A 14,540-nucleotide genomic window follows, 5' to 3' on the forward strand; every position below is an offset into this window, starting at 1 on the left:
CCTACTGGCTGGCGAGTTTACGCCAACGTAATCCATCACGAATCACCTCATACCCAGGGAACATAGCGGCAATCACTAGACTATAACTGAGCCATTTATCTAGCTGCAGTAACGTAAATATCCCCTGTAATTCGGTTCCTTGGCTCTGTACTTGGGTTTGTAATAGTAGCGAACTAAATGCCAGAAAGACTAAGAACAAGGCATAAGCAAGATTAATCCCCATATTCGCCAGTAACAATTCAGTGGTCCACACTCTGCAGCGTAACCGCCACAGCAAATTCAAGATAAAAAATTGCAAAACTTCCTATGCTTGAGTAACTTAGCAGCCAACATTGAATAGCCGATTCGTTAACCTAAGTACGGTGTGCTCCTTAAAAGAGATAAATCGGAACGACTCAAGTAAGTATTGATATTCAATAACTAAAAATATTAAGCGGTTAAATTAAGGACATAGAAAATGCTCATGGATAGAGGCGTGCTGGTACGCTGGAACGATGAAAAGGGATTTGGCTTTATTCAGCCTGAAAAAAACGCCGCCCAAGATGTGTTTATTCACATTTCGGTGCTAAAAAAGATGGCGAGAAAACCCATAGTGGGCGACAGCATTCTGTTTCAAACTGAAGTGCAAAATGACGGCAAGAGAAAAGCGGTTATCGCCTCGATTGAAGGCGTCGCTGTGGTAGCGGCAAGCTCAGCGCCACGCGCCGATTCCCACTCTCATGTCCAGTCACGCAATGAAAACTTCAACTTCAATAACAAAGACAAAGACAAAGACAAAGCGCATGACCATAGCCCACGAAAATCGTCCTTTAATACGATAATCCCGCTGCTAATAATCGTTGCCATAGTTATCTTTGGCTTTAAACAATACCAAGAATTTAATGAAGCTCCTGCAATCGATGAAGTACCAGTCCTCACAAATGAAGACATTCAGCCAATACCCATGTACGAAACTAAAGTGAGAACACAAGCAACGCCAAGATTCCAATGTGAAGCGGGTAAAACCCATTGCAGCCACATGAGTTCCTGTGCTGAAGCGACTTTCTATATCCAACATTGCCCCAATACTCAAATGGATGGTGACGATGATGGCATTCCCTGCGAGCGCCAGTGGTGCAGTTAGCGATGCGACATATGATAAGCAGGTAGCAGGTAGCAGGTAGCGAAATGATAAATAATCTAAAACAATGGCTAAATCGTCTAACAGGCATACAGCAAATCGGAGTGATTGCTGCCAGTATCGGGCTTCTCATGCTTGGCTTATTCTACCTTGGTCAATTTATCGGTAGTAGCGTGGTAAAAATGGGCTGGCTTTAACCCTAAAAACACGCAAACTAGCCCCATTAATTCATACCCATAGCAACTTCCAAATGGCAACGCATGCACACTGATATCATCACGCAAATTGACTCACCAGAGATGCTTGAGTCTTTGTTAACCGAGCACGCAGCGGTGCTGTTGTTATTTGGCGCGCCGGACTGCGGTGTGTGCCAAACGCTCAAACCGAGAATTGCTGAGATGTTAGCGCAAGCGTTCCCGCTGATGCAGATGGCCTATATCGATTGCCAAGCCCAAGCTGAGATAGCGGCGAGCCACAATGTATTTACTCTGCCAGTGGTGGAATGTGTGTTCTATGGCAAAACCTTTGGACGGTTTTCTAAGGTGTTTTCGTTAGCGGATATTCGAGGGGCGCTTGCCCGCCCCTATGGTTTAATCGTGACGGAATAATCCAGAGTCAACACTGGGATGACTTGTGTGTCAGCGGTCTAAAACCAGCGTAATGCACTGACTTATCGAGTGTAACCTGTGCTGCTGGCGTGCTTATAAGACGTGTTGAGCCAGATGCTGCTTTAGCTTTTCCGCTGCAACCGCAGCCGTCACCTGTAGAATGACAACATCCGCCCTTGGCTGCATGTTTGAGTGAAGCGCGACCTTGGGATGCATCCGTCAACCTAAGATTCAAATCCGCTGTTTGTGCAAGCAAAGTCGCCACTGTTTGACTGGCACTGCCTTTACTCACGCTAATCCCCGCATCGAGCAACTTTCCTAACATGCGCTCACCGATATTCTGCACAAGTACAATATTGGTACTCTGTTGAATAATCAGCTCTAATAAGGCTTTTTTAGCACTACAGTCACCTTCAATTGCCGGGTTATCGACCAGCTTGATCAGCTGAAGCTGTTCGTTATAAAAACCAATCTGTAGGGCTTTAGTAAAGTGACTGGCGAGGCGTTCGCGGCTCATCGGCATGGCAATAATCATGATAAATCCTTGTCTGTTTGGGTTGGCAGTCTCAAGGCTTGACCTTGAGTAATGGCCGTCGCCACCTTTTTACGGGCATTGGCGAGCAGGTATCCAAAGGTTTGCCGAGAGATCCCCATCAAGGCCGCGGCTTCGATCTGGCTTAATCTTTTCACATCACCCAGTTCGAGGGCCTCAAACTCATCGGCCTCTAATTGAATATGAGTTAATTTAACCGCAGGGATCCCATTAGGCTTAAATAGGCTACAGGGCACACAGCTCGATAATTGACGGCATTTTTTGGGTCTTGGCATAATGTTTATATCTTTAACTAATTTTTAAATAGTCTTTATCTATTGAAATAGTGTTTTAGATCTTAGTGCACGTTTATGCACAAATAGTGAAACTCGGGCTCACTTAGCCAACGCAGTAAATGGATATAAACGATTCGCAAGCTTGATGGCTAAGTTCAGTTGATGAACCACAATAATCATCGAGTTTCTGGCCTAGGCCAGAAACTATTATTCACGCCAGTGGCATAACAAACTGCAACACAGCTCACAGTTAGTTATATCAAGCATGGCTAATTCAACGCCTTAAGCGGAGTGCAAACCCAAGCAACTGCTTGTGCATCAAATGGATTAAGTCATTGTTATAGCTATTATTCCAATAAAAAATCCCGTTATAAAAACCCAGCCATAAAACCCGTCACAAAAAGCCTATAAAAAAAGCGCCACTAGGGCGCTTTCGGTATTTTCAACACTAAAGCCGATTACAAGATCAGGCTATTATTGCTGCGGTCGGCGTCGGGTAATTTATGCTCGGGATCCAGTGTCGCCATCTTCACAGGTTTAGTCACGGGTAAGACAATCGTTGGCGAAACGCGGTGCATCCAGGTTTCAACCGGAATACGAAAATCTTCACTCGTTCCATCAACATATTGCAAACGCAGCGTGGCTGGCATGACCAACTTTTGTTTACTGGTCAAACTGATAGCCGTGCCTTGACCATGCTTGTCATTAACGGCCTTAACGCCTGTGACCACCATATCCAACTGCCAATTGTTGAGATACCAGCCACGCCACCACCATGCGAGGTCTTCACCTGCGGCGCTTTCCATAAAGCGGAAAAAATCCGATGGCGTAGGATGCTTAAACGCCCAAGTAGCAATGTATTCTTTAAATGCGGGATCGAATCTATCTGGCCCTAGAATCTGCTCACGCAGCAAGACCAGCCCCAAGGCACCTTTGAAGTAACTCACTGAATGGCGATAGGTTTCTGCAACCGCTTCCGAGGGTGCCATCAGAGTTGGCGCTTCTGTATCGGCCAACACAGGCAAGATTTCATCCACAGGATTGCCGCCCTTAGGCGCATATTCGCTGTCGCGTTTAGGTGCAAACTCGCCATGATTGAAAGCATCCGAGGCATACACATCGATAAAGGTATTAAACCCTTCGTCCATAAAGGCGTGACGACGTTCGTCTGAGCCCACAATCATAGGGAACCAGTTGTGGCCAAGCTCATGGGCGGTGATCCAAAACAGCAGATCGTCCTTATCGTCCATGCCATCAAACACTATGCCGGGATATTCCATGCCAGCGCCCTGACCGCCGAGGTTGACCGCCGCAGGCCAAGGATAAGGATACCATTGGGAAAAATGCTCAATATTGGCTTTCACATACTCAGTGGCGCGGTCCCACTTATTCGATCCCACACCTTCGGCGGGATAGGCGGACATCGCCAGCGACGTTTTGCCATTGGGTAGATTAATTCGCGCCGCATCAATCACAAACGCGGGCGATGCCGCAAAGGCCACATCGCGGGTGTGCTCCATACGGAAATGCCAATCTAAGGTTTTGCTCGCACTTGGGCGACTGTCGGTTTTAGCAAGATCCTCTAAAGTACGGATATACACAGTTTTATCACTTTGCTTGGCCGCGGCGAATCTCTGCTGCTCGGTTTTGGTTAGCACATCTTTAGGATTCACTAACTCGCCAGAACCCACCACCCAATAGTTACCCGGCACTGTGACCGTGTAATCTATGGTGCCGTATTCCAAGTAAAACTCAGAGCCAATGTAAGGATTGTTGTTCCAGCCATGGAGATCGTCATATACCGCCATGCGTGGAAACCACTGGGCGATTTCAAAAATCTTGCCATTAGTCGACGGCGTGACGGAGGTGCGGCCGCCCCAAGTGCCGGGGACTTGATAGCTATAATCGATTTGCAGTTGTAGCTTGCCGCCGTTCGCCGCCAGAGGCTCGGCCAAGTCCACCCGCATACGGGTATCATCGATTAAGAATTTAGCATCATAGCGTTTACCGCCAATCAACACTGTGACCTTATCGAATTGATATCCATCGGTAAATTGACCACGACGCCATTCGGACGCCACAGTACTGCGGGAATCCTTGCGGTACATGTTTTGATCTAACTGCACCCACAGCGTTGGCAAGGCATCGGGACTGTTATTGGTATAAGTGATGACTTCTTTGCTGCTTAACTTATCGTTTTGCGTATCGATAGTGGCGTGCAAACTGTAATCAACGCGATTTTGCCAAAACATCGCACCGGGCTTGCCCGCGCCATTTCGCAGTCCCGTCGCGGGATAAGGCAGCGACAGCGGCGCAAATAAGGTTTGTGGATCAAAGTGTGAAGGTGCTGGGCGCAGCAACGGCAAGCGCCGAGCAGCCAGCCCACAGGATGGCAGTTGCCCTGAGCCAATGAGGCATAGTGGAGATTCCTTTATTATTTTTAGATAGATGCACACAACAGCAGTAGCGCTTTAGACTGACGCTAAACATGGGCTATACGATATCAACTCAAGCCAAATGAGGCAGCCCTTAAAATGCATTTGAGCTCCGAGGAATTGTTACAAAGGGTGTGCTGTACGGGTTACCGCGAGTGAAATAGCAAGCTTGTGGCAGATAGCTGGTGATAGATAGCTTGTAATAAAAGCTCAATGGGATGGCAAGCCTCAGGCTTTTCATCCCTACTTTGCATAACAACACTTCCATCACCGATATACATTACCAGCTCAGCAAACCGCTAAGTAGCCGTGACTCGCCAGCAGTTGCTGATGCTTGCTTGCTTGCTTGCTTGCTTGCTTGCTTGCTTAGTCTGGCTCAATCCTTGGACTCGCCACCACTCACCTGCACCGAATAACCGTCGCCCTGCTTGATAAAATCCACGAAATGATGGATAGCGGGCAGCGCATCTTCCCTATGGTGCGACACGTACAGCAATTGGCTCAGATGATGCTCGGCTATCATCTCCAACGCCCGCATCACTAAGGTGCGATTGATAAAATCTAAGCCCTGATACGGCTCATCTAAAATCAGCAACAGTGGCTGTTTAATCAGGGCGCGACCTATTAGCAATAATCGCTGCTGACCATAATCGAGCTTCTTAAAGCTCGTGCTCGCCAGCCCCGTCATGTGCAAAATAGCCAACCATTCCTTCGCCAAATCTAGCTGAGGTTTAGTGGGTTTCTGGTATAGACCAATAGAGTCAAAAAAGCCCGAAAGCAGCACATCTAATGCCGAGCAACTGACGCGATACTGCAAGTGCAGCGCCGACGATACTATGCCAATCCGTTGTTTAATCTGCCAAATACTCTCGCCACTTCCGCGTGGACGACCAAAGAGCGTGATGTCGTTGCTATAGCATTGAGGATGGTCGCCTAAAATCAGCCCCAGCAAAGTGCTTTTACCGCAGCCATTTGGGCCGCGAACTTGCCAATGTTGCCCCGCCTCGATGCGCCAATTCACGCCGCTGAAAATCAGCCCACTGACATATTCCACTTTGCCATTTTTAATCTCGACCAGAGGATCAAACGCCTCGGCGTTGTGCCTTTGCCGCTCCATCAAGGCCAAGAGTTCATCACTACGCTGCGCCGATAACGCATTCAGCTGCGCCATCACAGGGTGATTGTGCCATTGCTCAATCGACATCGACGGGCTGAGTTTGTGCACACTCTGCCCCGATTTCAGCATCTCGCCATTAAACAGCGCCACATGGCTGATACACGGCGGCAATTCTTCTTGGCGTGAGGTAATGATCAGCAACTGAGTATGCTCGGCCACTTCATTCAGCAGCTCAGATAAACTCGCCTGATGTTCAACATCGAGGCCTGCATAAGGGTCATCTAAGATCAGTAATTGCGGTAACATTGCCAGCGCACGCGCCAGCATGACTCGGCGCGTTTCGCCCGTAGATAACTGCCGAAAACCACGCAGACGCAGCGGCTCAAGCCCAACCTTTTGTAATAATGGCGCGAGTTGTACGGCATCTTGGCAGCATTCCAACACTAAGGATTCGACACTCGAACCGTAATCCAATTCGTCTTTTTCTAACTCGCGCTCCAGCAATGCTTGTTGCAACCCAAGTGACACCCAGCCGATACGTTGCGGCAGGCCAGCAATCGTCCCTTCATCGGGCTGAATATCACCGGTTAATATTCGCCCGAGCAAGGAACCACAATAGCTGTCGGTCGCGAAAATCGCCCAATGTTCAGCGGGATGCAGTTGCCACTCATCGACGACCAGCACCTCATTATCACGCCCATATCGCAACTGTTTAACCACAATACTTTTGTCTTGGTTCGCGACAACATCAAGCATAACCACAGTTCCTTTCTATTTTTAAGGGATGATAAAAGCGGCATGGCGCAGCTCCGCACTATCTAATGCAACAAATATCCACGGCCAAAATATCTAGAGCGACAAATATCCACGGCCAAAATATCTAGAGCGACAATATCCAATGCAACGGCTCACGATGCACGACAGTCGCTCAGGTTTTTATTGGCAGATTTGGGGGAATACGTCACCAGAGTAAAGCTTATTGGGGATAAAATCTAATGCGCTTAATGGCATAGGCAAGGCGTGGCAAAATCCAACGGGTACGCATGTGTGGGGCAACCACTCTGGCAGAATTGTGATAAAATCGGCACCTGTTTAACTTTCATATCAACAAGGTAATGCAATGAATCCCATTATTGCCATCTTAAAAGAACACAACGTCAGTGACGCTAAGATCCAAGAACTGTTTCAAACATTAACCGAAAATCCATTAATGGCGATGGGTACGCTCGGTCAATTAGGTATCCCAGCCGAAAAATTACAACAACTGCTGGGGCTAGTGATGCAAAAACCGGCCTTGATCAAAGAAGCAGTGCTTGAACTCGGTTTAGATTTCTCAAAAGTAGAAGCCGCAAAAGCCCAGTTACAAAAATAAGCGCAGACTGTTCAAGTTTGTAGCCATCATGCGCTAGGGGAATGCGCGTAACTCAGCTCCCCTAGCGAATGTTAAAACCACTAAACTTCAAAGTAACTAAACCCCAAAGCCATTGACGCTCAAAATGATAGTACCAAGTGAATTAGCTTTTTTGCGCCTGCCACTCCTCAATCGCCTCTTTTGCCGCTCGAAAAGCTTCAATCCCCGCAGGCATACCGCAGTAAACGGTGCAATACAGTAAGACCTCTTGGATCTCTTCCACTGAGCAACCATTGTTTAGCGCGCCTCGCACATGGCCCTTTAACTCAGTCGGCGCCTTTAATGCCGCCAGCGTCGCTATGGTAATCAAACTGCGCGTTTGCCTTGAGATAGCATCACGCACCCAAACCTCACCCCAGCAATTGGCCGTAACTAAATCTTGCAGCGGTTGCGTAAAATCCGTCGCACTATTGAGCGCCTTATCCACATAGCTATCGCCCATCACAGCACGACGCACCTCAAGCCCCTTCTCGTATTGCTCATCGTTCATCGATGCATCCCTCTTTTTATATGATTAAGCTATGTGATTAAGCTATGTAATTAGACTTATTGAACCGCCGCCAAAGACACAGCCCAGCAAAAACATAGCATAGGATTATTAGATTTCGATGCTTATTTGCGGCCTAACGGCAGAGGTGAATCAAGATCGTGGGGCTTCACCCCACACCCGACCAAGGAGGACTGCTCGTCCTATCAAAAACGTCCATGTTAAACTACCAGCTCGATATCCCTATCTCGCGCTCAAAACGGTCGTTGGATTCTCCAAGACGCCCCTAACGGAGTTGAAAGCCCCTTGGGCTCATTGCCAAATCAGCTATCGCTTCCGAAGGATGCGTCCCTGCACCTGCGAAAGCTAGCTCGCCATCCGTGGCGAGACTCACGCAATTTGTCTATTCGCCCTGCGGCAACGCCGAGGGGATGGTGAACTCCTGCCGCTTTAGTGTTGTCTGCGGTTTACCTAAAAAGCGATGCTTATTCCATCTTTGGCTTAAGAGTTAAATGTTCATCTTGAAAGGGTATACAAGTCGCTTCTTTTTTATCGCGTATGCAGGGTTGCGGTGTTATCAAGCTGGCCCTTGGCATCAACCCACACCAGTAACGAATGGTCTTTGGATAATTTAACAAACTTTATCTGTTCTGCTTCAGGCTGTTGCCAGTTAAGGATAAAGAGCGAAGCGTTTTCATCCTGCTCAAACCCGCGCTCGGTATTCAGCTCCCCAAGCGTCACATAGCCATCAACGGTCATTCGATATTGGTTGCCTTTACCAATAATTTCCAGCGTGACGGGCTTAGCATTAATGACGCCACGGTATACCACGCCATCGAATTTATCGTAGGCGGTATTATCCGCATTGCGTTCACAGTGGTCAGAATGTTGTTCGGAGCCGCTGACATGCTGACAGTTATCCGCTTCGCTAACCTCAAGCGCTTGCAGGGCATATCCCCATACTGGTAGTGAAACCAGAACGCCAATAAGAGATGCTATTTTTCTTTTATTTATCAATGCCATTACCATCAACGCTATTCCCAGAAGTGTAGTCGCCATGAGCCGATGACAATGATGCTAACCACTTCGCTTGCACTTGTCAGCAATCAAAAGGCTAGCCGCACTAATTTGCACTGAGATTGGGGATCTCTTGCTGACTGTAAAACAGCGCCACATCTTGTAATTGCTCGGCCGTTAACGCACTGACCTGTGATTGCATTAAGGGATCGAGGCGTAAGCCTGTTTTGAAATCGACTAACTGCTTATTAAGGTAAGCCGGTGCCCCCTTCAGTTTGGGAATTGCTTAGCCATGGCGATCATAGCCAACCCATGACATCGACAAAGATGGGACAGGCATCGAAAACATTAATAAATTTTTAAAAGATGTTGCGGCCAAACGACAAAGATGGGGCAGACATAACTCTTTTGGGTTTAACTGCCGATGCCAGGGCTACAGTATTTCACTCCCCCCTGCGAAATTACCGCTGGGTGATAAGATGTAGCTAGCACTACACTTCGACATCCCTGACCTCGGCGGCAAAACTAAGGTAACGATCACATCTCGCCAGCAACTGCGCTTTGTAATGAGCCACAAATACTGTTTCACTCTCATCGAGAGCTGGGAGCATTGAAACCACCTCAGTTATTGCCTGCGGTATTCTTCGCGCTATTGTCGTTAAGTTACTGATTAATAGATTTCTTGGTAAACCTAGGCCATCAATAAATGCGGCCAATTGATACGCGTAAATGCTGTTTGGATCAAATTCGTCATCAATTGCCATAGCAAGCTGTTGTTCAAAATCTTCATACATAGCCACGCTGACCAAATCGTACCAAGGAGTTGGCTCCATTCCGCTTGCCGTCATAAAAAACGAATAGTTTTTACCGTGTGCATCGGCATTGCCGGTCAGTAAATTGAACAGCGCCCATTGCAACATGTCTTGCTTAGCAGCCACTGGATTGCGACATTTTACAGCAAGACTAAAGAGCCTGTTAAAACTTACCCCTTCACGAATATCTTTAACATCACGCCCTGAACCAAAATTACGTTCATATTTTTTGCTAACACTAAAACCAAGTGCTTGGCAGCTATCGACAATATGCCTTCTTAATACCCTTTGCTCATTTGGCATATAACGTCGGTCAAAGCGTTCGACACAGAGTACTTTGTAATCTCCAAAATGAACGATATCAACATTAGCCACATTCATTCCAATCGCCTTGGCTAAGCGCATCGTCATAAATTCATTGAGCACTAAATGGCGATATTTTTCGAATTTAACAATATGGGTAGATGACAGTGCGCCTTCGGCAAATGCAAATTCTTCACCGTTATAAAACAGGTTTAATTTAGGTTGCACACCCGCAACCGACAGTCGAGGTTTGCCGTCCCAAATTTCCATCGGCCACATTGTGGGATCTTCAATTCGCTGAATAACTTCTTCAGCCTTAATTGGCCGTAATTGTGTTTCAGACAGCAAAGTCCCTTTAGGAACAAAAGCAACAGCACCTGCGGTATCGAGACCAATTGCACGGATCAAGGCAAAGGTATTTCCCTTGGAGACGCCAAGCGATTCAATTAGATAATCTAATCCTTTGTTTTCCGGTAATAAGTTAACCAAAAACATCGATATCTGACTGCTACTTCCTGTGCCATCTAAGGGAATTGTTGGGGATAGTGGGAATCCACTTTGTTGCCAGTCTTTGGTGTAATGTACGGCAAAGGTGTCGGTCATCGCATCAAAGGATAACTCCCCGATAATTAAATCACCGAGGTGCATCTCTAACGTGAGCTTTTTGGAAGTACTCATAGGTTAATACCAGCCGTTAGTTTCGGTGTCGCTGGTTTGAGCCGAAACGATCTCAATCCCCAGACCATCAAGGATTTTGAATACGGTTGAGATATAAACATCCTCACCTTTTTCAACTCGGATCAGCGTTTTTTTGGTTACGCCGCACAGCATGGCTGCCACGTCTTGAGTAAGAGCAGCACTTTTCCTTCGCTCTTTAATTAACAAGCCGAGGGATTGTTGATTTAGCGGTGATGCCATCATCATCTCCAAAAGTGTAACTTCATACACCTTAGCCCTAAAACCAGCCCCATTCAATATAAAAGTGTACAGAACTACACTTTTGGATTGTTGAAAATGACAAGCCATCTAAAAGTGTACAATGTTACACTTTCATGGTCATTTCAGTGCTTAAATCTCAAAAAGTGTAGGTAAGTACACCCAATACTTCCCCAAGTTGCCAGACCAAAAACAAAACCCCGACACTGTTACCAGTATCGGGGTTTTTCTTTTACAAGAACTCTTTTACAAGAACTTTGGTTTGCGGCTTTTAGGCTCCAGACCAGCATCCTCGCTTTCGGTATGCCTTTTTACAAGCATACACTCTGCAAATTTAACAATGGATGGCTCGTTAAATTCGATGCAAAGCAAACAGAATTATGCCTACAATCCCTTTTAGAAAATCTAACAATGGGTGGCCCATTAAGTTTTCTATCTTTACTCAAAAGACAGGAAATTCTTGCGTCGCACTTCACTCAATTCCTAGTTTGTAGAGCCTGCATTTTGTATATCCGTTTCTAGATCTCTTACTTGCCTAGCGATCCTTCGGTTAAACTCATTCCTGATTTGCTGTTCACTCATTTTATCAGTTGCCTTTCCAAATATAGATAATACTCTACTCATATCATTAACGTTATATAAATCAAAGTTCTGTATATATTTAGATTCTGTTCGACTATGCTGAATTTGATAGTGACTGCGAACAAATTTCTTTATTTCTAAATTAGATACATTGAATCGTTTACATAGTTTATCAACAAAGAAATCCAGTTCATGAAGAAGGCTTTCATCATTTATCTCTGAGAAAAAAAACAGCCACCCCTTGCTCTTCTTATTGAAAATACAGCCAGTGATACGAAGATTCAAACGCCACATTAAGAACTCTTCACTTTTTAATTTTGAGTGTTTATACCCAGTAAAGATTGTAAGTATAGATTCTCTTAATTTTTCAACAGAGCCTAAACGCACAGTAACAAGCCCTTCTTTAAAACTATATCCTAGATATGAAAAACCTTCACGGTCCAATCTGCCACTTGTTGACTTATCGCTCCCTAATGCCTCTGCATGTATCTTCAACTTTAGTCCAGAAAAACGCTTAGCAATGTCTTTTCTAATATCTAAAATATCCTCCCAATTACAGAGAATGAGAATATCATCTACGTAACGAAAATATTTAAGCCTGTCATCTCCCTCATATCTCTTATCTATATTAGATAAATAAATAGAAGCAAGAACATTGGAAATTGACAACCCTTGAGGCACGCCTTGTGTATTTTTTGCAACTCCAGATTTTGGCTTTGATACAGTAGGAGTCGAGATTGAACACTCAATCAAGTTCAAAATCTCAGCTGATTTAATTCTTTTACGTAAACGACGGATTAACTTCTCATGGGGAATAGATGGATAGAAATTACTTACATCTAATTTTATAAAAGAGTCATACTGCTTAGTAATGCATATTCCTTTTACGGTTTTGACTACAAACTGGGGCAATACATCTTTTATATCTTCTCTAAATCTTATTTGTAAAAATATACATAAACCTTTTAGAACTATCCGGTCCCTCACTGTTGGAATAGATATTTCTCTAGGTGATTTCCCCTGTCCCTTACTTATCAATTTTAATCTATAAGACGTAAATGCATATTTACCAGCAAGCACCTTTCGATTTATGATTTCTAGCTGTTCCTCCCTCATCCCTATAAATATTTCTTGCGACATATTATCAACACCCATTGCTGGTGATGTCGGTATTTGTTTATCATGAATTTCAGATAAACTCGATATACTATAAATACGTCTAAATTGCTCAAAAACCTTCATAAATTACCTTAAGAGGAGTGTAAACAAGGGAATAATAGCTAAAAGAGAAAATAGTAAATACTTAAGGATAGTATAAATAACAACCTCAAAAACATTGTATATAGTTGGTTTTCTTGTAAGTTTGGTTCTAGGTGGAGCGGTATTAAGGTATTCTTGAATTAAAGCATTTTTAAAGTCGTTATCATCATGATTTTCAGAAAGTGTCAAAGCCCTTGAATATCCATCGCTGATAGTCTCGAGTAATCTAGTCTTTTCACTCTCGATAGTCACTTTATCTAGTTCAAAACACTTAGACTCAAGTGAACCAAGCTCCTCATAACATTGCTTTAAAATCATGGATCGCTCTTTAAAGTTCCTATTACCAACAAAAAGAGAAGCACATAAAATTAGGACAGACAGAACTACCATAATAGTTGGAAATTGAGATTCTCCTGAAGGAAATGAAAGCTCAAAAATAGAAATACAAACGGTAAACACTGAATACCACAACAATACTACCTGACTAGCTAAATCATTGGTTCTAAGACGTTTTTCAGCTTGGACTCTAGATTTTTTTGACCAAAATATTCTATCTGCTAATTGCTTCCCATCAATATTCATAGCTTTTCTCATCCATAAAGAGCGCGAGGTGTCTCATTTAGTAATCGTGTATCGCCTATTTCTAGACTTTCCCTTACGGGCAGAGGCAAGCCTCTCATAATTAGTTGCACCCTTTCGGACGGTGGATGTAAATACATTCACACACCTCGCTTATACAACATCATATTATTAGGAACACATAAATAAAAGGCTATTTAGCATAAGAATCATACTTAAATTAATGAATTATGATCTTAACGGCCTCTTATGAGGCTGATCGAGTAATACAAGGACATGAAAGATAGGACAGGCATAACTCTTTTGGGATTAACAGCCGATACCAGGATTACAGAAGTTCACCCTCCCCTCGGAGTTACCGCAGGGCATTTGCGTTCGTTGCGTGAGCGAGGCATGGATGCCGAGATAGCGTCAGTCGAATCAGGGACGAGCGTCTGACGCGATAGCATTAGAACGCTAAATGCCCAAGGAGCTTTCAACTCCGTTAGGGGCGTCTTGGAGCATCCAAGGAGGATAGGACGAGCAGTCCTCCTTGGTCGGGTGTGGGGTGAAGCCCCACGACTTTAAGCCACTTTGTCGTCAGATAAAAATTCAAAACCCCAGAACAAAGCCTAGGGTTTTGTTCTGGTCTAAAAGAGACCAAGACAACCGCCGCGGTCAATCTGCAAAAGTATTCAATGATACACTTTTAGTGACCATTTCAGTGCTTAAATCCCAAAAAGTGTAGCTAAGTACACCAGAAACTTACTCACGTCGTTAGACCAAGAAAACAAAACCCCGACTCAGTTACCCGAGTCGGGGTTTTCATTTTTCTTTTACAAGAATTTAGGTTTAAGCGATTAAGCTAAAGACCGCAGACATTTTTGCTAATTTTGCACAGGATAAAACGTTAAGTACAAGGCGCTGTGAGCGTAGCATACGTTGTGTGTATGTGAGCGAGCAGCAACGCCGTAATCAACGTTTTAGACCAGCAAAAATTACATCATGCCGCCCCAAACGGTCTAATAAGTTGATTTACTTGAAGTAAAAAAAGCAAATCAAAAAA

At 44.8% G+C, this 14,540-nt stretch carries 14 protein-coding genes; 3 read left to right on the forward strand and 11 right to left on the reverse strand.

What is annotated here, in order from left to right:
- Nucleotide 1: 1 nt before the first annotated feature.
- Nucleotides 2-298, reverse strand: a complete 297-nt coding sequence (locus tag KV201_RS09845) for a hypothetical protein (RefSeq protein WP_226059197.1) — start codon at nt 296-298, stop codon at nt 2-4.
- Between the two features lie 159 nt (nt 299-457).
- On the opposite strand from KV201_RS09845, the gene KV201_RS09850 reads away from it, so the two are divergent.
- Nucleotides 458-1,123, forward strand: a complete 666-nt coding sequence (locus tag KV201_RS09850; RefSeq protein ID WP_226059198.1) for an excalibur calcium-binding domain-containing protein — start codon at nt 458-460, stop codon at nt 1,121-1,123.
- A 257-nt stretch (nt 1,124-1,380) separates the two neighbouring features.
- The gene (locus KV201_RS09855; RefSeq protein WP_006083097.1) at nt 1,381-1,728 is read left to right on the forward strand and encodes a co-chaperone YbbN; all 348 of its coding nucleotides are present in this window, start codon (nt 1,381-1,383) and stop codon (nt 1,726-1,728) included.
- Between the two features lie 7 nt (nt 1,729-1,735).
- Here KV201_RS09855 and KV201_RS09860 read toward each other — a convergent pair whose 3' ends face one another.
- The 4 genes from KV201_RS09860 to KV201_RS09875 all read right to left on the reverse strand — a co-directional run bounded on the left by KV201_RS09860 (nt 1,736) and on the right by KV201_RS09875 (nt 6,864).
- Complete coding sequence (locus KV201_RS09860) at nt 1,736-2,263, reverse strand: NifB/NifX family molybdenum-iron cluster-binding protein (protein ID WP_226059199.1); 528 nt, start codon at nt 2,261-2,263, stop codon at nt 1,736-1,738.
- Complete coding sequence (locus KV201_RS09865) at nt 2,260-2,556, reverse strand: DUF134 domain-containing protein (RefSeq protein ID WP_012088215.1); 297 nt, start codon at nt 2,554-2,556, stop codon at nt 2,260-2,262. The genes KV201_RS09860 and KV201_RS09865 overlap by 4 nt, the downstream gene beginning before the upstream one ends.
- A 458-nt stretch (nt 2,557-3,014) precedes the next feature.
- Nucleotides 3,015-4,916: a M1 family metallopeptidase gene (locus KV201_RS09870; RefSeq protein ID WP_226059200.1), complete on the reverse strand. Its 1,902-nt coding sequence runs from the start codon at nt 4,914-4,916 to the stop codon at nt 3,015-3,017.
- A 451-nt stretch (nt 4,917-5,367) separates the two neighbouring features.
- Nucleotides 5,368-6,864 (reverse strand): ATP-binding cassette domain-containing protein, encoded by a 1,497-nt coding sequence (locus KV201_RS09875; RefSeq protein ID WP_126491149.1) that lies wholly within the window; start codon nt 6,862-6,864, stop codon nt 5,368-5,370.
- A 364-nt stretch (nt 6,865-7,228) separates the two neighbouring features.
- On the opposite strand from KV201_RS09875, the gene KV201_RS09880 reads away from it, so the two are divergent.
- On the forward strand, nt 7,229-7,480 hold the full coding sequence (locus KV201_RS09880) for a DUF2999 family protein (protein ID WP_006083102.1): 252 nt from the start codon (nt 7,229-7,231) through the stop codon (nt 7,478-7,480).
- A gap of 142 nt (nt 7,481-7,622) precedes the next feature.
- On the opposite strand, the gene KV201_RS09885 is transcribed toward KV201_RS09880, so the two are convergent.
- From KV201_RS09885 to KV201_RS09910, 6 genes are all read right to left on the reverse strand, one after another.
- On the reverse strand, nt 7,623-8,009 hold the full coding sequence (locus KV201_RS09885) for a carboxymuconolactone decarboxylase family protein (protein ID WP_226059201.1): 387 nt from the start codon (nt 8,007-8,009) through the stop codon (nt 7,623-7,625).
- Nucleotides 8,010-8,555: 546 nt separating this feature from the next.
- Nucleotides 8,556-9,029: a hypothetical protein gene (locus tag KV201_RS09890; RefSeq protein ID WP_226059202.1), complete on the reverse strand. Its 474-nt coding sequence runs from the start codon at nt 9,027-9,029 to the stop codon at nt 8,556-8,558.
- A gap of 485 nt (nt 9,030-9,514) precedes the next feature.
- Nucleotides 9,515-10,816: a HipA domain-containing protein gene (locus tag KV201_RS09895; protein WP_226059203.1), complete on the reverse strand. Its 1,302-nt coding sequence runs from the start codon at nt 10,814-10,816 to the stop codon at nt 9,515-9,517.
- 3 nt (nt 10,817-10,819) lie between these two features.
- Entirely contained in the window at nt 10,820-11,056 is a 237-nt protein-coding gene (gene hipB, locus KV201_RS09900; protein WP_126493436.1) for a type II toxin-antitoxin system antitoxin HipB, read from the reverse strand.
- Nucleotides 11,057-11,557: 501 nt separating this feature from the next.
- Nucleotides 11,558-12,898, reverse strand: coding sequence for a reverse transcriptase domain-containing protein (locus tag KV201_RS09905; protein ID WP_226059204.1), 1,341 nt, complete (start codon nt 12,896-12,898; stop codon nt 11,558-11,560).
- A 3-nt stretch (nt 12,899-12,901) separates the two neighbouring features.
- On the reverse strand, nt 12,902-13,498 hold the full coding sequence (locus KV201_RS09910; protein WP_226059205.1) for an SLATT domain-containing protein: 597 nt from the start codon (nt 13,496-13,498) through the stop codon (nt 12,902-12,904).
- Between the last annotated feature and the right edge of the window lie 1,042 nt (nt 13,499-14,540).

The sequence above is a fragment of the Shewanella sp. SR1 genome (assembly GCF_020447145.1).
In the GTDB taxonomy this organism is placed as follows: Bacteria; Pseudomonadota; Gammaproteobacteria; order Enterobacterales; family Shewanellaceae; genus Shewanella; species Shewanella baltica.

Excerpts from the sequence above, each read along its gene's own strand:
- KV201_RS09865 (WP_012088215.1), bottom strand. The coding sequence starts at position 2,556 with ATGCCAAGACCCAAAAAATGCCGTCAATTATCGAGCTGTGTGCCCTGT.
- KV201_RS09860 (WP_226059199.1), bottom strand. The coding sequence starts at position 2,263 with ATGATTATTGCCATGCCGATGAGCCGCGAACGCCTCGCCAGTCACTTT.
- KV201_RS09910 (WP_226059205.1), bottom strand. The coding sequence starts at position 13,498 with ATGAATATTGATGGGAAGCAATTAGCAGATAGAATATTTTGGTCAAAA.
- KV201_RS09875 (WP_126491149.1), bottom strand. The coding sequence starts at position 6,864 with ATGCTTGATGTTGTCGCGAACCAAGACAAAAGTATTGTGGTTAAACAG.
- KV201_RS09880 (WP_006083102.1), top strand. The coding sequence starts at position 7,229 with ATGAATCCCATTATTGCCATCTTAAAAGAACACAACGTCAGTGACGCT.
- KV201_RS09895 (WP_226059203.1), bottom strand. The coding sequence starts at position 10,816 with ATGAGTACTTCCAAAAAGCTCACGTTAGAGATGCACCTCGGTGATTTA.
- KV201_RS09905 (WP_226059204.1), bottom strand. The coding sequence starts at position 12,898 with ATGAAGGTTTTTGAGCAATTTAGACGTATTTATAGTATATCGAGTTTA.
- KV201_RS09850 (WP_226059198.1), top strand. The coding sequence starts at position 458 with ATGCTCATGGATAGAGGCGTGCTGGTACGCTGGAACGATGAAAAGGGA.
- KV201_RS09890 (WP_226059202.1), bottom strand. The coding sequence starts at position 9,029 with ATGGCATTGATAAATAAAAGAAAAATAGCATCTCTTATTGGCGTTCTG.
- KV201_RS09855 (WP_006083097.1), top strand. The coding sequence starts at position 1,381 with ATGCACACTGATATCATCACGCAAATTGACTCACCAGAGATGCTTGAG.
- KV201_RS09885 (WP_226059201.1), bottom strand. The coding sequence starts at position 8,009 with ATGAACGATGAGCAATACGAGAAGGGGCTTGAGGTGCGTCGTGCTGTG.
- hipB (WP_126493436.1), bottom strand. The coding sequence starts at position 11,056 with ATGGCATCACCGCTAAATCAACAATCCCTCGGCTTGTTAATTAAAGAG.